Consider the following 23,562-nt stretch of genomic DNA (forward strand, 5'->3'; position numbering starts at 1 on the left):
CAAATTGACAGTAGTATAAAACTAATTTCGGGTGATTCGTGATGAAACTAGATTTAGTCAGGTTTTTTCAAGCTTGCAACCCCAGCAAGACTCTGGTTGTCAGCAAACCGGAAGATAGACAGTATTATATTGATTTCTCTAAAGTGCGTGGTGCCAAGATTATTGAGGAACTTGGGCGAACTATTACCCGCCTTTCACCTGAAGAACCTACCTGTCAATTATTTACCGGACACATCGGCTGTGGCAAATCCACTGAGTTACTGCGGCTAAAGGCAGAGTTAGAACAGCAGGGATTTCATGTGGTTTATTTCGAGTCTAGCCAAAGCTTGGATATGGCTGATATTGATGTTACAGATATTTTACTGGCAGTAGCTCGTGAGGTGAGTCAAAGTCTAGAAGCAATAAAAATTAACCTTAAACCGGGATACTTTAAAAATCTGTTTACAGAAGTCTCTGAGTTTTTGCAAACGCCGTTAAATATTGGGGTTGAGGCTCAATTATCTGTAGGTATTGCCAAGATTACTGCCAAAACTAAAGATAGTCCCAAACTTCGCAGCCAGTTGCGACAATATTTAGAACCGCGCACCAATGGTATTTTAGAATCAATTAACAAAGAATTGCTCAAGCCTGCTAGAGAAAAACTCAAACAGCAAGGTAAAAAAGGACTGGTGGTAATTATAGATAATCTCGACAGAGTGGATAATTCTCAAAAACCTTCTGGTTATTACCAGCCAGAATATCTCTTTGTAGAACGGGGTGAACAATTAAACCAGCTAAATTGTCATGTTGTTTATACCATTCCGTTAGTGTTGATTTTTTCCAACGCTTTAGGAAGGTTAACAAATCGCTTTGGCGCAGACCCCAAGGTTTTACCAATGGTTCCTGTGCAATTACAAGATGGTTCGCAATTCTCACAAGGAATCATACTGTTGCAACAGATGGTTATGACGAGGGCTTTTCCTGGTGTTAGTTGGGAACAAAATCGGAATTTAATTACTGAGGTTTTTGATAGTCCTGATACTTTAGAGCGACTTTGCCGAGTTAGCGGCGGTCATTTGCGTAATTTGCTAATGTTATTATTTCGCTGTCTTCAGCAAGAAGACCCACCCCTGTCGCGGGAGTGTGTAGACAGAGTAATTAAACAACGCCGCAATGAGCTAACTTTAGCAATTACGCCCGATGAATGGGAAGTACTGCGTAAGGTGGCGCAAGAGAAAAGCTTGAGAGGTAATGAAAAATACGAACTTTTGCTCCGCAGTATGTTTGTATTTGAATACCGGAATGAGGATGGTTCTTGGTTTGATGTCAATCCGATTTTGGCTGAAGCCAAAGAATTTAGGTTATGAATCGGCTGTAGGGGCGTACATCTGTTCATGGGTGTCAACTTAAGTCTGTAGGGTGTGTTATGCCGTAGGCTAACGCACCTTGAATTCTTGACGGTGCGTTGCGCTGCGCGACAACACACCCTACATTTAAATTTCTTAACATAGCTTGAAATATTAGCGCCAACTTACTTATCAGGTATTTTGTGAAATCGTATAACGTTAACCATCTTAGTCGTGACGGGAGCGATATCAGTCGTGACGGGAGCGGTTACAGTCGTGATGGGAGCGATATCAGTCGTGATGGGAGCGGTTACAGTCGTGATGGGAGCGATATCAGTCGTGATGGGAGCGATGTGACTTACTTGCATGATGTAATCATACAAACAGCTAGTATAAGATTAAATTATCTATATTATGAGTAATCAGCAACAGCCAGAAAATTTAGCCTTTGACAATGAAAGTTCATTGCCAACTTTGGTGCGAACAATTACCTTTTCTCAGGGAGAATTTTCGCTGATTTTGCTGCGCTGTAACTATGCTGCTTTACGTCAGCGTATGGTGCAACGTCTGCACCAATTATCTCCTGTACACATTCACGAAATTACCTTACCTGCATCAGTCAAAACGCTTTACACAAATATACGTGAACAACTGGGAGATGAACAGCCACCTGCATTGATGATTTTTGGTTTGGAGTCAGTTAAAGATATTGATACAGTTCTGACTTCAGCTAACCAAGTGCGGGAAGAATTTAGAAAAAACTTCCCATTACCAATATTGTTGTGGGTTAATGATTCAGTTCTGCAAAAATTTATTCGATTAGCGGCTGATTTAGAGAATTGGGCAACTATTATTGAGTTTGAAAACCCTACTGATGAGTTAGTCAACTTTCTCCAGCGAAAAAGTGATGAAATCTTTGCTGGTGAAGTAACGCCTAATCCCCAAATGTGCCGGGAACTAGAAACCGCTCATCAGGATTTGCAAAATCGAGGAGAAGTATTAGAAGCAGCAATTCAAGCGAGTTTAGAGTTTGTGCTTGGCTTGAATGATTATCTCCATGACCAGATAGATTCTGCTTTAATATATTATCTACAAAGTTTGGGGTTTTGGCGACAAAGTAACCATTTAGAACGACAAGGTATATTACTCGTTAATATTGCGTTGGCGTATAACCGCAAAGCCGAAAAAAATCAGACAGAAAATCTACACTATTGGCAAGAGTCGAAAAATTACCTTCAGCAAGCTATTGATATTTTTGAGCAAGCACGACGTTCAGATTTAGTCGCAAAATACATTACTAAACTGGGTGAAGTTATGCGAGATTTGCAAGCATGGACAGAGTTGCAAATCCTTGTTGAAAAATCTCTACTGCTACATCAAAATTATGGCACACCGTTGCAATTGGCTAAAGATTATGGTTTTTTGGCAGAGGTAGCCTTAGAGCAGTCAAGCTGGGATGAAGCTCATCAACTTGCGGGGCAAGCATTGCAAATATTAGCTCATATACCTAATTTACAATCAGATGAATTTGGATTATTTCGGTTTATTTTAGCAAAATCACAACAGGATTTAGGTGAATTTGAAGCAGCAATTAGTAATTTAGAAACTGCTAGAGAAGAAAGTAATCCTCAGTATAATCCAAAGCTTTATATTAATATTTTGGATAAGTTGCGCTTGCTCTACTTTAGGCAAGGTGAATATCTTGCAGCTTTTAATATTAAACAAGAGAAACTACAAATTGAACATCAGTATGGTTTCCGTACTTTCATTGGTGCATCTCATCTTAATCCACAACTACAAGTAATTAAGTCTGCACAGCTACACGTGGAAAACCCAGAAATAGTTGCTCAAGAAATTTTTGCTTCTGGTCGGGCGAAAGATGTCAAGCGTTTGCTCGAAAGAATTAGTGGGACTGAGCATAAATTGATTGTAATTCATGGTCAGTCAGGAGTCGGTAAAAGTTCAATTTTACAAGCAGGATTAATTCCGACACTTCGACAACAAGCTATTGGAGAGCGAGATGCCTTACCTGTTCTTTTACGAACTTATACAGATTGGGTAGAAATGTTAGGCAAGTCTCTAGTAGAGGCTTTTAATAAAGTAAAAGAGAACAAATTATCTATTCAACTAGATTCAACAGTAGCGATTTTGGATCATTTGCGAAAAAATGCCGAGCGCAATTTATTAACAGTTTTAATTTTTGACCAGTTTGAAGAGTTTTTCTTTGTTCACACAAATCAAATTACAAGACAAGCCTTTTATGAATTTTTACGCATTTGTTTGGATATTCCTTTTGTAAAAATTATACTTTCATTACGAGAAGATTATTTACATTATTTATTAGAGTGTGAACGTTTAAGCTACATTTAAACAATAAATAATGATATTTTAACAAAAAAGAATCGTTATTATTTATCCAACTTTTCACTACAAGAGGCTAAAAATGTTATTCAAGATTCAACTAATAGAACACATTTAAATTTTCAGCCTGATTTAATTGATAAAATAGTAAATGATTTAGCAAGTGAAACAAGAGAAGTTCGACCTGTTGAATTACAAATACTAGGATTACAACTACAAACAAATAAAATAACTACTTTAGAAAAATATTATAAATTTGGTACAAAGGAAAAACTTCTTCAGCGTTTTTTAGAGGAAGTATTAAGAGATTTTGGTTCTGGTAATGAAAATACTGCCGAATTGGTGCTGTATTTGCTAACAAATGTCAACGGTACTCGTCCTATTAAAACATACGCCGACTTGCAAGCTGGTTTGGGAGTAGATTCAGACAAATTAGATTTAGTCTTAGAAATTTTAGTAAAATCAGGAGTAGTATCTTTGTTCACAGAATTTTATGGCAAACGCTATCAACTTGTTCACGATTATTTAGTTGATTTAATTCGCCAAAAGATAGAACTTTCTATTAAACAAGAAATTCTTAATAATAAAACTTTTTTTCAAACAGATAGGAGTTCAGTTGAATTAGTATCAAAAGACAGACCATTATTAAAACCTAAATTCTATATATTTGATTTTATTGATAACAAATTAAATAAAACTTTCAATAAAGTATTAACTCAATTCATAAGTATATTAAAATACGTGTTTATTTCAAATACTTTTTGGAGAAAAACAATTTTGAATAGCGTTTTACTTATAGCATCATTTTTGTTTTTTATTGGAATTTATTCAACTGATAAAGATAACATAATTTTTGGTTTGCTAGGATTTGGAGGTAGTGCAGCTGCTTATGTTACTTATAAAAATAAGCAACAAAAAGACAAACTAACACTTCAAATTCAGGAGCAACAAGGACGTATAAATCAGTTGCAAAAGGTGTTGAAAACGAGTGAAAGCAATGTCAGTACGGGAATATCACTCTATGGTAAACCTGTTACCATAAATGAATTATTGAATAAACGTTACAAAATTATTCAAATGCTTAGTTATGGAGCATTTGGTAGGACTTACATTGCTGAAGATATTAGGCGTCCAGGTAATCCTTTGTGTGTAGTAAAGCACTTACAACCAGATCAAAAGGATGCTCGATTTTTAGAAGTTGCTGGTCGTTTATTTAAAGCTGAAGCAGACATTTTAAATATTTTAGGGCAACATAATCAAATTCCACAACTAATAAGTTATTTTGAAGAAAATCAACAATTTTATCTTATAGAGGAGTACATTTCTGGACATTCTCTTCAAGAAGAACTGACTGATGATAAACCTTTACCGGAACAGCAAGTGGTAAATATCCTTAAAGACGTGTTGCAATTGCTGGTTTTTGTTCATAGTAATGGTGTAATTCATCGCGATATCAAACCTAGTAATTTAATTCGGCGAGAAGATGATGGAAAAATTGTATTAATTGATTTTGGTGCTGTCAAACAAATTCAGACTCTACAATATGAGACGATAATAGTGGGTACTATAGGTTATGCACCACATGAGCAGTTGATAGGTCATCCGAGATTAAACAGCGATATTTATGCTTTAGGAATGATTGCTATCCAAGCCTTAACTGGGCAACCTCCTGGCCAACTCCAGCGAGACGAGAACACAAATACGCTGATTTGGCGAGAAATTTCAAAAACTAGTGATAAATTGGCTACGGTTTTAGATAAAATGGTGTCTTACGACTTTGATGATAGATACCAGTCGGCTAAAGAGGTTTTACAAGATTTAACAATTGATTATGGTTTAACAATTGTTTAGTTAAATATGCAATCCCTTTATAAGTATCAACAGAGTTGGCGATGTAAAATCGTGGCTATACAAAAAACCTGCATATGCCAGTGAATTAATCAAATCATTGAACAGGCAATTCTCCAGAGAAGACGCGGTTCAATCGCTCAAGGGGTAATGGCAAAGGCGATCGCAGTTGATTCATTAAGGAAGCTGTGCAATATTATATTGCTCAAAAAGCCTTAGTCAATCTTAGAAAACTCTTGCAAAAAGCCGAATAAGCGTCTATGCACCTTCTAGAATCATCTTATGCGATGCCTATGGCGGTAAACTGCGCTACGTTTTTAACTTTTGCAAAAGTGGTGCGTTAGCCTTTGGCGTAACGCACCCGACAAAACTAAACACTAGAAAAATTAACCATTAAAAACGCGACTGCGCCACTTATTTAACCTGGCTTCCCCAATTGTGGCAGACCGTCGGGCATCAGCAACTTGCTCTTGTAAAGCTGCAATTTGTTTTTCTTGCGCGTCAACTTGCTGTTGCAAAGATGTATATTCCTTAGTGCTGGTCACGGAACTGGAAGACTGCAAACTACTACTGAATTTTGTTGTACCGATGCTGGCAAACGGTCGTAAGTCTGCTAGTTGTTGTTGCAAAGTTGCAATCTGGCTTTCTTGCTCTTTAATCTTTTGCCGCAAGCCTTGTTCAACTGCTGTTTGAGCTGCAATAAACGGATTAACTGGAGCAGGAGTTTCTGGCTTTCGCTTGAATACTTCAGCAAGTATTGCACTAACATCTGTGGGTTTCACTCTACCATAAGGAGTGTTGGTAATTAGCGATCGCACCAGCTGAGGTTCATTATTCGATGCTAGATTTTTGTCACTGCTAGAATTGCTCCGCAGCAGTTGCAGCATATTGGTAAATTCCAATATCTTTTTGCCCTTTTGAGTTTTATAACCCCGGTAATATGGCACTATGTTATCTCCAAAGGCATCTAGATACTCGTCGCTATCAAGATAAGAATCAATATCTGCCTCAAAACCCTTCTCATCTAGAATATTGCTGTGATGTTTCGTCTCCGAGTAATCATCGGGAGCGCGACCCAGCAGGTGCTTGAAGTTCAGTTCAATCGCCCGGTAGCGGTAAACCTTATCAAAAAATCTGGAGCGATACAACTCTGATTTGGCAACCTGACGCACAAACTCACGAACATCGATTATACCTTGCTTGAGTTGGGATTCTGGAACAATGAGCCGCTCACTTTCCATAATGTAGCCATTACCCAACACTTGCCGATAAACTGCCCGAATTACAATTTCAATGTCTTCAGTTGAAGCAGTAGTCCACAGTTCGATGGGTTCTGTTTGGGGAAATGCTTGATATTGGCGTCGTCTGGTTTCTTCGTCTAAGAAGATTTGCATAGTTGGTTACTGTGGGTAGGAGTGACTAATGGCTTTGAGGACGTTCGCTAAAAATCTATATTTTTAAAGGTAATGGGAGCTAAGTATTTGTTAGTGATTACGTGGTACAGCTAATACCAATTCTTTGTAAAACTGCACAAAACCGAGCTTGGTGAGACAACTTGCTCTGAGCAAATTGTTCTGGAGCAACCTCATAGGTAATCGATATAAGCACTAACAAATCTTAATTCCTTTTACAGTCAGGATTAATTTATCAAGTTTTGGGGACTTTTTTAGTTACATTTTCTAACAAACTTAGACGGCTAACTGTTAATAACTAACAGCTAATCATCATCGAAAATTAGCAATTAGACACTAACAATTAGCCGTCAACCCCCTTGGGGAGTGTTTAAAATTCAAAATTAAGTTTTGAATTTTGAATTGGAATGTAAACACCTGTCAGAAGAATCTCTACAGGATAGTAACTCTCAAACACGCTCATCAAATCTAGTGTAGAAACCACCGTATTTTATCCAGTATTGTTTCAAAGTATGATGAGGCGTATGTAAACTAGCTTTTGCCTGATATAAAATGACTTGGCGATGATCGCCCATCCAAATTTTATTAATCGGGTCAACGGATATTACTGTTCCTCCTAAAGAAGCTACACATTCAGAGAATCTCTCAATCGTCGTATATTCTAATGTCTCGAATATAAAAAAGTTACCCGAACAAATCAAGTGGCGACTGCGAATCCAGCAGCGCATTTTTTTTTCAGCTGGTGGAGGTAACATTTTGGTTTTAACAAATTCAAGCTGAATCAACATTTCTGCCGCTCACCGCACGTAACTCATCAGCAAAACTTTCCCGTTTTTCAAATCGCAAAGGGCCAGCGGTTGATCCCCATATTTGCTCGTGGGTTTCAATATCCATACCTTTATCTAGACTTATCCAAGTACGCTCAGTTACTTCGACTTCGCTGACAAGGTATGTCTGGCATCCATTGCGCTTAATCAGACATTGATTGCCCGGTTCTACATTACCTCGAAACATTTCACCTTCTCGCTGGAAAACCATTGAACAGTGATAACGCCGTTCGATGTTCTCTGGGGTGATCGTTTTGAGAATATCTAATTCACGAGCAGCACCTGCATAGAGCATAGGGTCTTTTAAGCTGTAATTTTCGATATAAATGCGATCGCCCCAATTCACTAGTTTATGTACTCCCTGGCGATAGGGTGTCCATAAATCGTGGTCATATGCTTGTTCAGAATAAAAACCGATGGTAGAAAAAAATTCAATCGGTAAAGGACGAAAAAAAATGTGAATGTGGGCGTAAAGTTGCGGATTTGCAAAAGATTGCTTATAGTTGCTAAAATCTCCTGCCATCCAACAGGCTAAAGTAAGCAAATCGCTAGCGTTGGTGCTAGATTCACTGGGCGCTATCGTCACGTCGCTCCGCTCCGAATTTAAAATTCAAAATTCAAAATTAACAATCCCCATAAATAAATTTAGGAGCTTGTATCCTTTTATGTTTTAACCTGAGATTTGCTAACTGGTTGAACTTGACAAAGAGCGAATCTCTGAAGAAAAGGAAGCTGTTGTTACGCCTTTACCATCACTGGTTTTAATCATCGCTACCCGGAATCGCAGATTTGGGTTAGCAAACCAAATTCGCTCCTCAGCAGCAGCGAGGTCATACTCTGTTAGTAGGGTAAAAATACCATCGTCACTCAGATGATATTTAGCCACTGCTGGGATTGTTTCGGCATATCCCTTGTCGCGCAGGAGTTTACCTCTAGAAGGATTTTCGACATCGGGAATTGGCACCAGTACAGTACTACCAGAGAGTGGTTTATCGTCCCAGTCTGATTCACCTTCCCAAGTCATCCGAAAGGGGTGGATGATACTGGCGAGGTCAGCGTCATACAATTGACAGATTTCTACCACCGCTGGATCATCGGTAGATAGAGACTCAATGTCAATATTAGACAACACTTCTTCAAAGTGGGCGAATGCTAAATGATGACCGCTACGCTGCGATCGCCATCGTCCAATTGAAAGTTCAAAGAATTCGGTAATTTCCATTAGAAAAGTGATCTTAAAAGTAGCTTACAATCCAAGAGATATCTTGGCTAAAGAGTTATTCTCCCAGTCTATATGCTAGCCTTCTTGACCACAACTGCATTCAGGAGTGCTGAGTTCTGAGTACAGACGCGATTAATCGCGTCTGTACAGGAGTTAGGAGTTATTATTCTCCTCCCAGTCCCCATTACCCCTGATCCCCAGAGAGCGCCACGTGTTCCCCAATCCCCAGTCCCCAGCCCCCAGTTACTTAGACAAATCTAAGCAACTTCAGTGATACTGATGATTTTGCCGCCTGTCCGATGAATGTTTTGCACTTGCCCAGATAGTTGGTTGTAGTTAACTATATATTCCAGGTTGCCCAGACGGCTAGGGAGTTTAGCTGAACCTTTGACTGCTTTAATCAAGAAGCGTTTGTTAGTGCTGCTTACACTAGAACCAGCAGCAGGAGGTTTGATGGATGTGGGTAAATTTGAGCCGACATCGCTAATTAGCTTGGCTTTGCGACCGCTATCACTGCTAGCTACTCCTCTGAGTAAGGTAAAGGTGCGGTTAAAGGTAACATTCTTAATCCCGATTTGGGAGCTAGTGCTGCGAGGATAAGGAACAATATTCTCGCCAAAATTCTGCTGATATTCTTCGCTATCGATATAGGATTCGATCTCAGCATCATAGCCCTGTTCGTTGTAGATGCGGACGTGTTCGGAAATTTCTGCCTGATCGGCAGGAGGACGTCCTAGCAAGTGTTTGAAGTTCAGTTCAATAAACCGATATTGAGAAGAAGAATTGAAAAACAGGGATTGATAAAGTTCTGATTTCGCAACACCGTGGACAAATTCACGGACGCTGATTTTGCGATCGCGCAGTTGCGATTCAAGGGTGGCTAGTCGCTCACTTTCCAACAAGTGAGCATTGCCCAAAACCTGTTTGTAAACTGCTCGAATCAGTGTTTGTAATTCACTTTCGCTGGTGTTCGGACGCAGTTCAACCTTAGGTGAATCAATAGCCCAAAGTGACATTGAAGTATCTCCTAAAAAATGTTAATTAAATTTTTGAGCATCCTACCCCTTAATAGAGGTGGATTTTCCCATCAGTTGTCAGTTATTTTTGCTACTGACTAGCTTTTGTAAAACTTTAGTTTGTGAAAGTGTGTTAAATATCTTTGTATATGACAACTGACGGCAGAATTGATCAAACCCCAGGCTAAGTTTCGCTGAATAATCAACACTGGGGATTAAAGACTGGAGACTGAGTATGGCCGAAATTCTTTCCCAATCCCTAATCTCTAATCCCCAATTTCTATTCTTTAAACAATCTCTGTGATGCTCACAATCTTCCCATTAGTGCGATTAATCCGCTGAATTTGCGGTGTTATGTTGCTAGCAGGAACGATGTACTCGGTTATAGCGCGACGGCGAGGATTATCAAATTTTCCACTTCCACCCTGAACAAGGATTTTAAACCTCTTTTCAGTACTACCAACCGTAGAGGGTAAGGTAATCTTGCTAGCACTATTGGTTGCTATTGCATACACCAACTGAGAGGACTTGACGGCACTTGAGGTTTCGGCTACACCACGGACAAGACCAAAAATCCGGTTATAACCAACCTGTTTTTGCCCTACCTGGCTACTGTTGCCCTGATAGTAGGGTACAGTGTTTTCGCCAAAGCTAGCTTCGTACTCAGCGCTATCAATGTAAGAGTCAATATCGGCATCATAGCCGCTTTCAACGGTACGACGGATATGCTCAGAAACCTCCGTCTGATCTAGAGGAGCACGACCGAGCAGATGTTTAAAGTTTAGTTCAATGAACCGATAGGGAGCAGTGGTTTCAAAAAACCGGGCACGGTAAATCTCAGACTTAGCAACGATTCGCACAAAGTCGCGGACGCTGATTTTGCGATCGCGCAATTGCGATTCACCACTCACGAGTCGTTCACTTTCTAACAAGTGAGCGTTACCTAAAACCTGCTTATAGACGGCTCGAATCACCGCTTCCACTTCTTCATTAGAGCTAGTTTGCCATAGCTCCACCTTCGGGGAATTTAAAACTATGCTTCCCATTTCCCTTTTTCCCAAGCTGATGTAGATAGATTCTCTAGTTGACAGGAGTAATACTGGCGATCACACCGCCCTGCTTGTGAATCCGCTGATACTCTTGTGAAAGCTGATTATAAGGCACGAAAAACACCTGGTTACTGCGGCGAAACTTGGAAATGCTATTTACCACATTTGCCTTGTAGCCAGTGACTTCAACTCGGTAGACCTTACCCTCGTCACCAGCTCCCACACCTTGACGAGTGCGAGGAGTAGATGTCGGGTTGCGGAATGCAGCACCCTTGCTGGCTGGTGAAACCACGGGGGTAGCCGTGCTTTGAATTAGCAGACTATTCAATTTTGGTTGTTTGCCAGCTAAGTCACCTTTCAGGCTGCTGCTAGAGGAACCACGTACCAGTTGAAACAAGTGGGTAAACTGAACCAAACCCTGGATAGCTTCGGTTTTGTAGCCCCGAATATAAGGCACAATGTTTTCCCCAAAGGTTTCTTGGTATTCGTCGCTGTCTACATAGGAATCAATCTCAGCTTCAAAGCCCTTTGTATCTAAAATAGTGCTGTGTGCACGCGTTTCTTCTAAATCCAATGGCGCACGACCAAGAAAATGTCTGAAATTTAATTCAATCGCCCGATAGCGGGGGGCGCTATCAAAAAACCGCGAACGATAAAGTTCCGACTTCCCGACTTGACGCACAAACTCGCGAACGCTAATTTCGCCCCGCTTGAGTTGGGATTCGGGAACGGCAAGCCGTTCACTCTCCATTACATAAGCATTGCCTAAAACTTGCTTGTAGACGGAACTAATTACGGTTTCTATTTCCTCATTAGAGCGACTTGGCCACAGATCAATGGGATCGGTATCTTCAAACAGAGCGACCCCTAATCGTGATGCTGGTCCAAAAGCCATTCAAACTATCTCCCAATTAACAACTAAATTTTATGAGAAGGATATGCTGCGGATGTTAAAAAACTTTACATCATTGTGACAAAGGAGAGGCCATAGAGACTTTAAATCCTTATTAGTCTTTAATGATTTAAGTTTTTGCATCGTTATGCCTTTACACATTTTGATACGATGCCGAAGCCATTTTTATTAAAATTTATTAAGTTTAGGACTTACGCACAATTAACGGAAAACGTAGACGCAAAGCGGCTTGCCGCAGCGAAAAGTCGGAGCGGCGGTTCCCGCCGATCTGAACTTTTCAAGACAGGCGTACCACAGAGACCACAGAGAAGCCAATGCGTTGGGCGGGTTAAGAGACTTGTTCGCTCTTAGCGTTCCCGCTCTTTAGCAACTGGCGCGACACGGAGAAACGAGAGTTTGAGAGGGTTTTTGCGTAAGTCCTATTTAGTCCAATACGCTTGGGTTAAGAGCAGGACTTACCCGAAAATTAAGAAAAACGAACCACAAAGGGGAGGCAGTGCGGTCTTCTCCCAAAGGGAGACGCCAAAGGCGATGGGGGTCTCCCCCATGAGGGACTGCCGCCGCAAAGGACACATAGACGCAACAGCGGCTTAAGGCAGGGTAGGAATAAGAGTTCCAGAGAGTTTTTCCGTAAGTCCTGAAAGGTTTTTGGCGCTAACTGAACCGTATTGCTATTTAGTCCGTTTCAACGGAGTTTTGCTATAAGAGAGGGACTTGAGTCCCTGGCGGTTCAAGTATTTTTGTAAGAGGTTTATTGATTCAAAACTCTTTACTTAAGACTACTGAATTTGGAAAGTAGCCAGTTGGGTGATTAAATGGTCAAAATAGGGAGCAAGAGTTTCTTGCTGATTGGCTTGACACTGCTTTAAACTAGCAACTTTAATACTTTTTAAACCTAAGACCATTGCTTCTATTGGAACTTGTAATTCCTGATAGAGCAAATTCATATAGTGCAGTCCTGTAGGATTTGTATACTCAGTGTGGCCACCTGCTATGCCATAGGTAATACAGCGGAGAAAATGCCAAAAATCTCGCCAGCAAGCTTGGGCGCGTTCAGGGGGATAAAGTCCCCCTCCAGGCTGGGTAATTTCCGGATAAGTTGCTAAAACCTGCTCTCTAGCTTCATCAACAATTTCGGCGGCGCGATCGCGCAACAACACAGCAACAGGAATCAAAGCTGAATTATTAGGTGACAAGGTTATAATCTGCAATAAATCTTCGTCGCTCAGATACCGAAAAGCATCATCCGCAGCTTGGAATATGGCGATTGCTGCTTTTGGATGGGACTGTTCCCACTCTGCAAAGCTGATAATTCTAGCTTTGGCTATTAATTCTTGGACGGTTTCGCTTAATTGAGTCATTGGTTTAGGAGATAGGGCATGAAGCATGAGGCATTGGGATGGAGAGCAGAGGACAAGGCAGACAAGGAGGATAAGGAGAATAACCCATGCCCAATGCCCTATACCCTTGATTCAATCTTCCTAGAATGCGATCGCCATTTGCTGACATCTGTAAAATAAAGTAAAGAATAGCTCTACCAAATGCACCTATGGAAATCGATAAAATCCAAGCTGAACTGAAGAACCCAGATTTTCACTATCGGCTGAAGGCGATTACTGCTCTTAATAATTATGAATCAGAAGTTGCAGTTCCTCTACTAACGAGTAAACTTCATGACTCAGAATTTTTGGTGCGTACTTTTGTAGCAAGGGGTTTGGGTAACCAACAATCAGCGGAATCTTTTGCGGCTTTGATGCAAATTATGAAATTCGACGATACCCCCAACGTGCGAGCTGAGGCGGCAAATTCTTTATCGCTATTTGGCAGAGTCGCAGTTTCTCATCTAGTTCTGGCATTTTATCAGGATGACCACTGGCTAGTCCGGCGGAGCATTTTGGCTGCGATCGCTGAAATGGATTGCCCTGAAGAACTATTTGATATCTGCGTTCACGGTTTAAAAGATGAAGATTTTACAGTTGAGGAATCCTCTGTTGATGGACTTGGCTTACTAGCTGATTCTAGTCAACATGCTGCGGCATTATCCCAGATACTAATGTTGGTGAATGATCAATCTTGGCGGATGCGCGTGCGAGTTAGCTATGCCCTGAAACGATTTGACGAGCCAGAAGCAAAAGCAGCCTTGAACCAACTTAGACAGGATGAGGATCACCGAGTTGTCGGAGCTGCTTTAGAAGACTTGTTGCCACAATAGCAGTATGGATTTATTTGCAAGATTGTGATAAAACTTATCTAAGCAATTAGTCAATATTTTATTTTACCTTAAATTTGAGAAAAATATCCGGGCAGTCTGCCAAAATCTGGAAGAAAAGATCAACTTTTTCGAGATGAGGAGACATTTGTGACTGATATACCAACTGGTCAAATGACTTGGCGACTACCAGGTTCTGAGGAATCTGCCTTATATTTGCGGCATAATGCTTCGGAACCTTGGCGATCGTATAAAGAATTTCCAGAATATGTTCTACCTGATCCGCCCGGTTTTTCCGAAGGATACGCTACATTTTTAGCGCTTCTGAAAAAGAACTGGCAGCCTTTATGAAGAGTGCTGAGTTATATCATGTGCGCCTAATTAGTTGTAATTCCCGCATCTGTGCAAAATTGAAAACTCTTTCTCTCCCTGCCCCCTGCCCCCCTGCGGTCTTAATGATAAGTCTTTAAACTGGACATGATATGACTCCAGACTCCAGACGCCTGACTCCTGATTAAGCACTCAAACTATCACGAGTTGTTGTGCGGGTGTAGGCGTTCCAAACGTCGAGTTCTGAATGTGGACGGCTAGAAAGCATGGCTCTAGTTGCTTGTGTGAGTCCTTGGGCAAGAGTAAAATCTGCCCCAGCGATACTTTGAAGATGCTCCATCTCTGCATCACTGAGGTCAGTTGCTCGCAGGTCTGTATCCCGCAAATCGGCTCCACTCAATCGAGCATTCCGCAAGCAAGCTCCTGTTAAATAAGCTTTTGTCAGGTCAGCGCCACTTAAAGCCGCACCTTGCAAATTGGCTCCTGTCAAATCAGCGCCACTTAGGTAGGCTCCACGCAGATTAGCGCCTTGTAAATCTACGTTTCGTAAAGAAGCTGTATTCAGAAAAGCACCATTAAGATTAGCACCCGGCCCCACCGCTCCAGAAGCTTTGTAGTTATATTCTTCGGGCCATTTCGTTTGTGTATCATAACGCGCTACTTGAAGTTTGGCTCCCTGCAAATTTGCCCCACTGAGATTTGCTTGCTGAAGGTCAGCACGGTTTAAATAGGCTCCCTGCAAATTAGCCCCACTCAAATCAGCTCCACGCAGATTAGCGCCTCGCAAATCTGCCCCACTCAAATCGGCATTACTTAAGACTACCTCGCCCAGATCGGCTCCTAAGAGCTTGGCTTTGCTCAAGTTCGCTTGTTGTAAATTGACTTCCCTGAGATTGAATTGGTACAAATCGACCCCATCTAGAGCGATTCCCGCTTTCAGGGCTGTTAAGATTTCTGGAGTTGGACTGGGGCGTTCGCTAGTAATAAGTTGAATTTCACTATTTGTCATCAGTTGATTAAAATATAACTTTTGGAATTATTCTACACTTTAGCTAAATCGGGACTTCATCTCATCACTCACTATTCAATAACGCCAAAATTTAATCAAACGAGGTTTCAAAACAGATGCATCTAATACCGCCTTTGACAATGATCGACTTCTTCCATAAAAGTGAGGGAACATGGTTTACGGAACGCTCCGTTCATCATTTTGACTCGGCGGCGGATGAGTCGGGGGAGTCAAATTTGATTATTAAAGTCATGGAAAAGGATGATCCTAAAGTCCAAGAAGTCTGTACAGCCCAAGGGATAGACCCTATTAAAGCAACAAGCGGTGCTAGCTTCGCATGGCAGGCTAACCTAGACACCAGGCTACTTAATACTGATAATGCTGCCATTTTAGTTGATGTTCCCGACGAAACCAGGCGTTCTGGAAAATTGATCCGTAACCAAGGCTATGTTGAAAGCATTCCGGTTGTAAGCCGATATCGGTTTGCCGATGATGGAGTGCTAACGATTGATACTGACTATGACAATAATCAAGGACAGGAACGTTGTTGGTTTGTTACGGATGATTTTCGTGTCAGGGTCAGTACCGTGCGAATGATGAACGGAATCAACTTGATGACTTATTGTTCTGAGCGTCGTTGTGTTTCCCAAGAAGTCCTAAAACAAATGATCAGTCGGAATCATGCTAGGTAGGGAATAGGGAGTGGGGAGCAGGGGAGGTAGGGGAGGCAGGGGGAGAATAATTAATAACCAATGCCCATTGCCCCTTATCCCCAGAGGGGGCCCCGAGTTCCCCAATGCCCCATGCCCATTAAGGAATGTTGCTTTGTTTCTCAGAAATGAGACGTGCATGATTGACATCCTTTATTTTCATGCAAGGGTTAATAAATCATGCTCCATGTATAAGCCTTTCCTGGAATTTTTAGAAAAAGAGCTATTTCAGCGGTTTGATTTACAAAGTAGGGCCATTCCCCCTGGTTTGGAATTCAAAGTTAGCGATCGCGGCAGAAACCCAGCAACTATTCGCAGTTGGTGTTACCAATGTCAAGAGTTGCGGAAAATTCGCTATACCTACATTGATGCTGGCGAGAGTGCCCAAATTTTTAACAGTGTGGTTTATCCCAGTCATCACTACGATCTACCTCTGTTAGGAATTGACTTTTTATCCTTTGGTAAAGTCAAAAATCTGATTGTGCTAGACTTTCAGCCTTTATTTCAAGATGAAGATTATCAAAAAAAATATATAGTCCCGCTAAAATCTCTCCATGATCAATACCCGGATTTGGCGCAAAACTTAGAAATGAAGTTTTACGATGCCAACCAGTATTTTTCTAAGTACCTATTGTTTGCCAAAACAGACCCCCAAACAGTGGCAACGCGAGTCTTTGAAGCTTTTCAGGATTATTTAAATTTGTATTGGCAAATGCTAGCAGATGCCCAACCGCTCCAAGATCCTGAAGATATCCAGCGGATTGTCAAAGCCCAAAAAGACTATGACCAATATAGTGCAGACCGCGATCCAGCATCTGGTTTGTTTAGCAGTTACTTTGGTCATGAATGGGCAGAGCGCTTTCTTCATGAATTCTTATTTGAAGATGCTGTTTCCCTAGCAGTTAGTGGCAGCAAAAGATGACTAAATGAAAATGAGCATTGGGGATTATTAATTTTGAATTTTGAATTTTGAATTTTGAATTCGGAGCGAAGCGACGTGACACTCTATCAACCGTTTCTCGATTATGCGATCGCCTACATGCGATCGCGCTTGGATTTACAACCCTATCCTATCCCCACCGGGTTTGAGTCTAAGAGCGCTGTTGTGGGCAAGGGAAAGAACCAAGAAGAGGTTGTCACCACTAGTTATGCTTTTCAAACCGCAAAATTGCGGCAAATTCGTGCAGCTCATGTACAAGGTGGCAATTCGCTGCAAGTGCTGAATTTTGTGATTTTCCCTCGCCTCAACTACGATTTACCCTTTTTTGGAGCGGATCTGGTGACATTACCAGGAGGACATCTAATTGCTTTGGATATGCAGCCGCTATTTCGGAATGATCCAGCATATCAGGCGAAATATACTGAACCAATTCTGCCCATTTTCCACGCTCATCAACAACATCTATCTTGGGGAGGAGATTTTCCAGAAGAAGCACGACCATTTTTCTCTCCGGCTTTCCTGTGGACTCGTCCCCAAGAAACGGCTGTAGTAGAAACTCAGGTGTTTGCCGCTTTCAAAGACTATTTAAAAGCTTATCTGGATTTTGTAGAGCAGGCAGAAGCTGTAACAGATTCCCAAAATTTAGCAGCCATTGAGCAAGCCCAACTGCGATACCTGCGATATCGGGCTGAAAAAGACCCAGCACGAGGGATGTTTAAACGCTTCTATGGTGTGGAATGGACTGAGGAATATATCCACGGCTTCTTATTTGACCTAGAGAGAAAATTAACAGCCATCAAATAGAGGCTCTTGTGCAGGAAGTCATTGCTATATCTTGATTCTTTATTTTAAATTTTGAATTTTGAATTTTGAATTGATATTAGTTGTGTTCTAGCAGATTTAGAATCTTCCTCACTAACTCCTCTGGTTGTAATGGCTTGCTAATGTGAGCTTGAAACCCGGCAGTCAGTGCTTTTTGCTGGTCAATATCTGCGGCATAAGCGGTAAGTGCGATCGCCGGAATCATTCCTCCCTGATTGGGTGGGCGCAAACGAATCTGCTCAATCAGTATGTATCCATCCATATCAGCCATGCCGATATCACTCACAATTACATTAGGAATGAAACTATCAAGTACTTGCAATGCTTCTAGCCCAGACGCGACGGCTGTCACTTTTGCGCCATTTTGTTCTAGCAAAAATGCTTGAAACTCGCGAGTATCAGTATCATCATCCACGAGCAAAATTTGCAGGTTGCTTAAGGGATTCTGGGCGCTTGATGTTTCAGCGTCGGCTGACTCAAGTACAACAATTTGTGCTGACTCGTTCAAGATGGGTATTTGAACTGTAAAGGTTGCGCCCTGATTCTCACCCAAGCTTTCTGCCTTGACTGTGCCACCGTGCAGTTCTACAATTTGGCGGACGATCGCCAGCCCTAAACCCAAGCCACCAAATCTGCGTGTCGTGGAGCTATCCTGTTGCCGGAAATAATCAAACACATGTGGTAGAAATTCCGGTTGAATGCCAATGCCTGTATCGATCACCCGGATCTGAGCCTGTCGAGCAATTTGCCTTAATTCAATGATTATTTGTCCGTCATCTGGTGTAAATTTGACGGCATTGGTAAGCAAGTTCCACACTACTTGCTGCAAGCGGGTAGCGTCACAAGAGATCGGTGCAGTCGGATCAAGATCAATCCGTAAGTTAATATTCTTTGCTTGTGCTGCTAAACGCACCGTTTCCAGGGCAGCAGAAATAACAGAGATTAAATTAAGGGGAGCCACTATTAAGGACAGCTTGCCCTGCATAATCCGCGAAATGTCGAGTAAGTCTTCAATTAATTGTGATTGCAGTTTGGCGTTGCGCTCAATCGTTAGCAGTGCTTCGCGTTGACGGGCGGCATTGAGCTTGCCTTTTTGCAACAGTTGTGTCCAGCCCAAGATGGGGTTGAGGGGCGATCGCAACTCATGAGACAGCACCGCTAAAAACTCGTCTTTAATCTGGTTGGCTCGTTGCAACTGTTCTGCATGTTGCTGAATCGAGACAATTAGGTTGGCTCGGTCGAGGGCGATCGCTATCTGCTCAGACATCAATTGCAGCAAATCGATTTCTTCTGAGGTAAAGCGAGTGCGAGTGCGGCTACCAAACGAGATGGTTCCTAATAAGCCTTCTTGGACAATTAACGGTTGACTGACATAAGCGGTGCCACTCTGGTCGCGGACAGTTTGGGCACGAGGATCAGTGGCAATTTGGGCGCGGTTGAGAACGATTTGCTGTCGTTCTTGGGCTGCCCAGCCACAGACGCATTCACCAAACTCAATCCACTCGAGCGCCTCAGCCACCTCTTGAGCCACGCCGTTATAGTTTTTCAAATGCAGGATGGAGCGGTTGTCTTTTGACTCGACGATATAGTTGTAGTAAAAGTCCAACCCTAGCTGGGGTGCGAGTTTGCTAAATAGGTTGTGCATTAGCGTCATCGGTTGCTCGACCTCCAAGAGATTGCTGGTGATGTCATAGAGCAACCGCAAGTGTTCATCAGCTTGCCGCTGTGAGGTGACATCGCGCATGATTTTGATAAATCCTTGCACGTCGTCGGCTTCATCGCGTATGGGCATTACAAAGCCACTACCCCAAAAACGGCTACCGTCTTTTCGGATATGCCAGCACTCATTTTTTGCCTGTCCTTGAGTTTGGGCGGTCTGCAATTCCCAGCCAACCCGGTCTTGTTGGTTGTCTTCGGGGGTGTAAAGGCTGCGACTGTCACGGCCCATCATTTCTGCTTCTGAATACTTGAACAAGTCTTCGGCACCAGCATTCCAACTGGTGATCGCAGCGTTGGGGTCAACGGTTAAAATCGCATATTCTTTTGCACTTGCCACCATTAATCGAAAGCGAGCTTCACTTTGTTTGAGGGCAATTTCAGTTTGTTTGCGATCAGTAATGTCGTAGGACATTGCCAGCACAGAATCCACTTCACCGTGATCGTTGTATAAGGGTATGCCATGAGAGATATAGTAGCGATCATCGCTGTTGTGTTCTAAGGAAAACGATTCGCCATTGAGAGCTTGACGGAAGTTGGGTTCGTAGCTGGCTGCCAGTGTTGGGCCGAGGGCTTCCCAGAGTGTTTTGCCGACAAAGTTTTCAGTAGTCATGCCGACTTGCTCCAGCGCTTCGCCTTCTGCCATCAGGTAGCGCAAATCTCGATCCACAATGAACACAGCGCCATGAGGCAGGTTTGCCGCGACTTGATGTAGGCGGGCTTCGCTTCGGCGCAGTGCTGTTTCGGCTTTTTGGCGATTGCGCTTTTCTTGGGCTTCCTGCAACGCTCGTTCGACACAAGGCACCAACCGCTGTAAGTTGCGCTTCAGCACATAGTCGGTGGCTCCCAGTTTCAGCGCTTCAATCACCAATTCTTCGCCCATACTGCCAGAGACGAAAATAAAGGGCGTGTCAGGACAAAGTTTCTGAACAATTCCCAAGGCGGAAATGCCATCAAAACCGGGCAGAGCATAGTCTGCCAAAATCAAATTAAACGCATTGGTTTCTAATGCGCTGATAAATTCAGCGCGAGTTTCTACGCAAAGCAGTTCACAATGAATGCCGCCATCGGTCAGTGTGAGATGTATCACCTCTGTGTCAAGGGGATTATCTTCGAGCAAAAGAAACCGCAGTGCTGTCATAACTGCACCTCATGCTTTGGCAGCGAAAAGTAGAACGTTGCGCCTTGGTCAATTGCGCCTTCTGCCCAGATGCGTCCGCCATGTCGATGAATGATCCGCCGTACAGTGGCAAGACCGACTCCCGTGCCAGGAAACTCCTCTTGGGGATGCAACCTTTGAAATATGCTAAATAGTTGATCGCAGTATTTCATGTCGAACCCTGCACCATTATCTTTGATAAAGAAAATCACTTCTTGCTCCTGTTCAATCCTACCAATTGTAATGAAAGCTTCAGTGTTATTGCGGGTATACTTGACGGCATTCGACAGCAAATTTTGCAGTACTAACCGCAGTAGTGCCCGGTCAGCTTCTATTGTTGCCAATGGCTCGATTTCCCAGTGAAGCGATCGCCCGATTAGTTCTGGCTGCAATTGTTCTCGCACCTGCTGCACCAATTGACTGATATTAACAGTAGTCAAATGCATTTCTGTCTGCCCCAGGCGGGAAAATTCCAGCAGGTCGTCCACCATTTTTTCTGCCTCAAGAGCAGATTTCGTGATAATTTTGAGAGTCTGCAAACTGGATGCATCGACCAGGGTTGGATTGAGCTTGCCTTGCAACCGTTCGGCAAAGCTGCTGATGTAGCGTAGCGGCGTTCGCAAGTCGTGGGATATCGAGGAAGAAAACGCCTCCAGTTCTTGGTTGATGGCTTCTAGTTGAGCCGTGCGGGCTTTCACTTGTTGCTCCAAGCGAACGTTGAGCGTTTGTACCGCTTGCATCACCTGTTCGCGGTAGACCGCTTCGCGTCGCATCTGTGCCAATTTTAGGTTCACATCAACTCGCGCTAACAGTTCTCGTGCCGAGAAGGGTTTAATTAAGTAGTCATCTGCGCCAGTTTCTAAACCTTGCAGCCGTGATTCTTCGCCAGCACGGGCAGAGAGCAAAATAATCGGGATTGTCTGGGTATTTGCTGAAGCCCGTAGCGAGTCCGCCAAAGGCGGATTGCGAAGCAAACGCAGCAACTCAAATCCATCCATTCTGGGCATCATCACATCTGCTAACACCAAGTCATAGATGGCACTTCCACCACGCCGGATCGCACTCAGTGCGGCTAACCCGTCATTTACAGTTTCTACCTCATAGTACTGGTTTAACAACCGCTTAAGATAGCCGCGCATATCGGCGTTGTCATCCACTAGGAGAATACGCGCCCTCTTGAAGCTTTGAGCTTGAACCTTTGAGCTTTGAGCGTGAACCTTTGAGCTTTGAGCTTGAACCTTTGAGCTTTGAGCGTGAACCTTTGAGCTTTGAGCTTGAACCTTTGAGCTTTGAGCGTGAACCTCCAAGCTTTGAGCGTGAACCTTTGAGCTTTGAGCGTGAACCTTTGAGCTTTGAGCTTGAACCTCTGAGCTTTGAGCGTCAACCTCCAAGCTTTGAGCCTGAACCTCAGAGCTTTGTGCTTGAACCTCCGAACTTTGAACTTGAAATTCTGTGCTTTCGTCAAGGGCAGTTCCCCCTGCCCCCTCTCCCCCAATCCCCACTCCGTGGGGGCCCTGAGTCCCCCTGCCCTCTTCTTCTTGTTCAGGTAGCCAACGCAAAGCTTCTTCCACAAAAGCATTTGCAGTTACAGCCGTCGATGGCAGTGTCGAGGCAACCCAAATTTGGTCGGCGGGTAGATGGGCGATTCCGGTGGGGATGGTGACGGTGAAGGTTGTGCCTTGGTCTACTGTGCTCGTAACCGCGATCGCGCCGCCGTGCCGCTTGACAAGTTCCTGCACCAGAGACAAGCCAATGCCTGAGCCTTCATAGCTGCGCCCCTTCGCGCCTTTGACTTGATAGAACCTCTCAAAGAGGTGAGGCAGTTCTGAAGCGGAAATACCTACGCCCGTGTCGCTGACCATCAATTCAACTGTGTTTGCTTTGGGTTTGAGCGAGACAGAAATCATACCATCGAAGGTAAATTTTAAAGCATTGGAGAGTAGATTCAACACAATCTTTTCCCACATTTCGCGATCTACGTAAATGGGATCGGGTAGGGGAGGACAATCGACAACTAACTGCAAATTGGCATTCTCGATCGCCGAGCGGAAAACACTTGCCAGTTCAGCCGTGTAGGTGGATAAGTCGGTGGGTTCATAGTTTGCCTTCAGGCGGTTGGCTTCGATGCGGGAGAAGTCGAGTAGGGTATTGACTAATTTCAGCAAACGCAAGCTGTTGCGGTGGGCGAGTTCTAGCCGTTCCCGTTGTTTTTGAGTTAGGGGATTGGCCGAATCGCTCAGTGCATCTTGCAGGGGAGCCAGCAGGAGCGTCAGCGGCGTGCGGAATTCGTGGCTGACGTTGCTAAAAAAGAGAGTCTTGGCGCGATCAACTTCTGCTAGCGATTCAGCGCGTTGACGTTCTTCTTCATGAGCGGCTTGTTCTCGAATCAGCTGAATCCGATTCTCCTCTGCCTGTTTGCGATCATTGATGACGTTGAAAACAACGGCAACCTGTCGGTCTTCGGGTTCTCTAACGGGGAATGCATAAACGTCAAACCAGCGCTGCAACTCTCTGGCATAGTTCTCAAAGCGAATGGATTGACCGCTTAAAACAACATTGCCATAAATCTCAAACCAATACTCTTCGTGGTTTGGAATCAGTTCGCGCACCCGTTTACCGAGCGCGTTTACCAGTCCTATTTGTCGCTCAAAGGAGGGACTAATTTCCAAAAAGCGATAGTCAATCGGTTTCTCG

At 43.1% G+C, this 23,562-nt stretch carries 20 protein-coding genes and 1 pseudogene; 10 read left to right on the forward strand and 11 right to left on the reverse strand.

Features of this window, described 5'->3' with window-relative positions:
• Positions 1-41 precede the first annotated feature (41 nt).
• The 4 genes and pseudogenes from V7L29_RS14370 to V7L29_RS14385 all read left to right on the forward strand — a co-directional run bounded on the left by V7L29_RS14370 (position 42) and on the right by V7L29_RS14385 (position 5,537).
• Entirely contained in the window at positions 42-1,346 is a 1,305-nt protein-coding gene (locus V7L29_RS14370; protein WP_334735910.1) for a P-loop NTPase fold protein, read from the forward strand.
• 182 nt (positions 1,347-1,528) lie between these two features.
• Positions 1,529-1,747: a hypothetical protein gene (locus tag V7L29_RS14375; protein WP_334735911.1), complete on the forward strand. Its 219-nt coding sequence runs from the start codon at positions 1,529-1,531 to the stop codon at positions 1,745-1,747.
• A 523-nt stretch (positions 1,748-2,270) separates the two neighbouring features.
• Positions 2,271-4,205: pseudogene (locus V7L29_RS14380) on the forward strand (nSTAND1 domain-containing NTPase); the annotation flags it as partial.
• A 558-nt stretch (positions 4,206-4,763) separates the two neighbouring features.
• Entirely contained in the window at positions 4,764-5,537 is a 774-nt protein-coding gene (locus V7L29_RS14385; RefSeq protein WP_334735924.1) for a serine/threonine-protein kinase, read from the forward strand.
• 383 nt (positions 5,538-5,920) lie between these two features.
• Here V7L29_RS14385 and V7L29_RS14390 read toward each other — a convergent pair whose 3' ends face one another.
• From V7L29_RS14390 to V7L29_RS14425, 8 genes are all read right to left on the reverse strand, one after another.
• Complete coding sequence (locus V7L29_RS14390) at positions 5,921-6,928, reverse strand: phycobilisome rod-core linker polypeptide (RefSeq protein ID WP_334735912.1); 1,008 nt, start codon at positions 6,926-6,928, stop codon at positions 5,921-5,923.
• Positions 6,929-7,395: 467 nt separating this feature from the next.
• Positions 7,396-7,701 (reverse strand): CpeR family transcriptional regulator, encoded by a 306-nt coding sequence (locus tag V7L29_RS14395; RefSeq protein ID WP_442944192.1) that lies wholly within the window; start codon positions 7,699-7,701, stop codon positions 7,396-7,398.
• A 16-nt stretch (positions 7,702-7,717) separates the two neighbouring features.
• Complete coding sequence (locus tag V7L29_RS14400; RefSeq protein ID WP_334693359.1) at positions 7,718-8,359, reverse strand: chromophore lyase CpcT/CpeT; 642 nt, start codon at positions 8,357-8,359, stop codon at positions 7,718-7,720.
• A gap of 99 nt (positions 8,360-8,458) precedes the next feature.
• Positions 8,459-8,995, reverse strand: a complete 537-nt coding sequence (locus tag V7L29_RS14405) for a phycobiliprotein lyase (protein ID WP_334693358.1) — start codon at positions 8,993-8,995, stop codon at positions 8,459-8,461.
• Positions 8,996-9,252: 257 nt separating this feature from the next.
• Positions 9,253-10,011 carry a phycobilisome rod-core linker polypeptide gene (locus tag V7L29_RS14410; RefSeq protein ID WP_334735913.1) on the reverse strand — a complete coding sequence of 253 codons (759 nt, stop codon included), beginning with the start codon at positions 10,009-10,011 and terminating at the stop codon, positions 9,253-9,255.
• A 287-nt stretch (positions 10,012-10,298) separates the two neighbouring features.
• The gene (locus tag V7L29_RS14415) at positions 10,299-11,057 is read right to left on the reverse strand and encodes a phycobilisome rod-core linker polypeptide (RefSeq protein WP_334735914.1); all 759 of its coding nucleotides are present in this window, start codon (positions 11,055-11,057) and stop codon (positions 10,299-10,301) included.
• A gap of 34 nt (positions 11,058-11,091) precedes the next feature.
• Positions 11,092-11,955: a phycobilisome linker polypeptide gene (locus V7L29_RS14420; protein ID WP_334693355.1), complete on the reverse strand. Its 864-nt coding sequence runs from the start codon at positions 11,953-11,955 to the stop codon at positions 11,092-11,094.
• A gap of 797 nt (positions 11,956-12,752) precedes the next feature.
• Positions 12,753-13,334, reverse strand: a complete 582-nt coding sequence (locus V7L29_RS14425) for a phycobilisome protein (protein ID WP_334692954.1) — start codon at positions 13,332-13,334, stop codon at positions 12,753-12,755.
• Between the two features lie 18 nt (positions 13,335-13,352).
• On the opposite strand from V7L29_RS14425, the gene V7L29_RS14430 reads away from it, so the two are divergent.
• The 3 genes from V7L29_RS14430 (at position 13,353) to V7L29_RS14440 (ending at position 14,533) form a co-directional block, all read left to right on the forward strand.
• Complete coding sequence (locus tag V7L29_RS14430; protein WP_334692955.1) at positions 13,353-13,493, forward strand: hypothetical protein; 141 nt, start codon at positions 13,353-13,355, stop codon at positions 13,491-13,493.
• A gap of 29 nt (positions 13,494-13,522) precedes the next feature.
• Positions 13,523-14,185 carry a HEAT repeat domain-containing protein gene (locus tag V7L29_RS14435; protein ID WP_334692956.1) on the forward strand — a complete coding sequence of 221 codons (663 nt, stop codon included), beginning with the start codon at positions 13,523-13,525 and terminating at the stop codon, positions 14,183-14,185.
• 147 nt (positions 14,186-14,332) lie between these two features.
• The gene (locus tag V7L29_RS14440) at positions 14,333-14,533 is read left to right on the forward strand and encodes a hypothetical protein (RefSeq protein WP_334692957.1); all 201 of its coding nucleotides are present in this window, start codon (positions 14,333-14,335) and stop codon (positions 14,531-14,533) included.
• A gap of 163 nt (positions 14,534-14,696) precedes the next feature.
• Here V7L29_RS14440 and V7L29_RS14445 read toward each other — a convergent pair whose 3' ends face one another.
• Complete coding sequence (locus tag V7L29_RS14445; protein ID WP_334692958.1) at positions 14,697-15,521, reverse strand: pentapeptide repeat-containing protein; 825 nt, start codon at positions 15,519-15,521, stop codon at positions 14,697-14,699.
• A 116-nt stretch (positions 15,522-15,637) separates the two neighbouring features.
• Here V7L29_RS14445 and V7L29_RS14450 point away from each other — a divergent pair, with 116 nt between their 5' ends.
• From V7L29_RS14450 to V7L29_RS14460, 3 genes are all read left to right on the forward strand, one after another.
• Positions 15,638-16,213 (forward strand): phycobiliprotein lyase, encoded by a 576-nt coding sequence (locus tag V7L29_RS14450; protein WP_334735915.1) that lies wholly within the window; start codon positions 15,638-15,640, stop codon positions 16,211-16,213.
• A gap of 205 nt (positions 16,214-16,418) precedes the next feature.
• A complete protein-coding gene (locus tag V7L29_RS14455) occupies positions 16,419-17,153 on the forward strand; it encodes a 15,16-dihydrobiliverdin:ferredoxin oxidoreductase (protein ID WP_334735916.1) in 735 nt (244 codons plus the stop codon).
• Between the two features lie 54 nt (positions 17,154-17,207).
• Positions 17,208-17,975, forward strand: a complete 768-nt coding sequence (locus tag V7L29_RS14460; protein WP_334735917.1) for a phycoerythrobilin:ferredoxin oxidoreductase — start codon at positions 17,208-17,210, stop codon at positions 17,973-17,975.
• Positions 17,976-18,051: 76 nt separating this feature from the next.
• Here V7L29_RS14460 and V7L29_RS14465 read toward each other — a convergent pair whose 3' ends face one another.
• Positions 18,052-20,850 (reverse strand): response regulator, encoded by a 2,799-nt coding sequence (locus tag V7L29_RS14465; protein ID WP_334735918.1) that lies wholly within the window; start codon positions 20,848-20,850, stop codon positions 18,052-18,054.
• Complete coding sequence (locus tag V7L29_RS14470; protein ID WP_334735919.1) at positions 20,847-23,537, reverse strand: ATP-binding protein; 2,691 nt, start codon at positions 23,535-23,537, stop codon at positions 20,847-20,849. The genes V7L29_RS14465 and V7L29_RS14470 overlap by 4 nt, the downstream gene beginning before the upstream one ends.
• Positions 23,538-23,562 lie beyond the last annotated feature (25 nt).

Source organism: Nostoc sp. (genome assembly GCF_036916575.1).
GTDB lineage: Bacteria > Cyanobacteriota > Cyanobacteriia > Cyanobacteriales > Nostocaceae > Nostoc.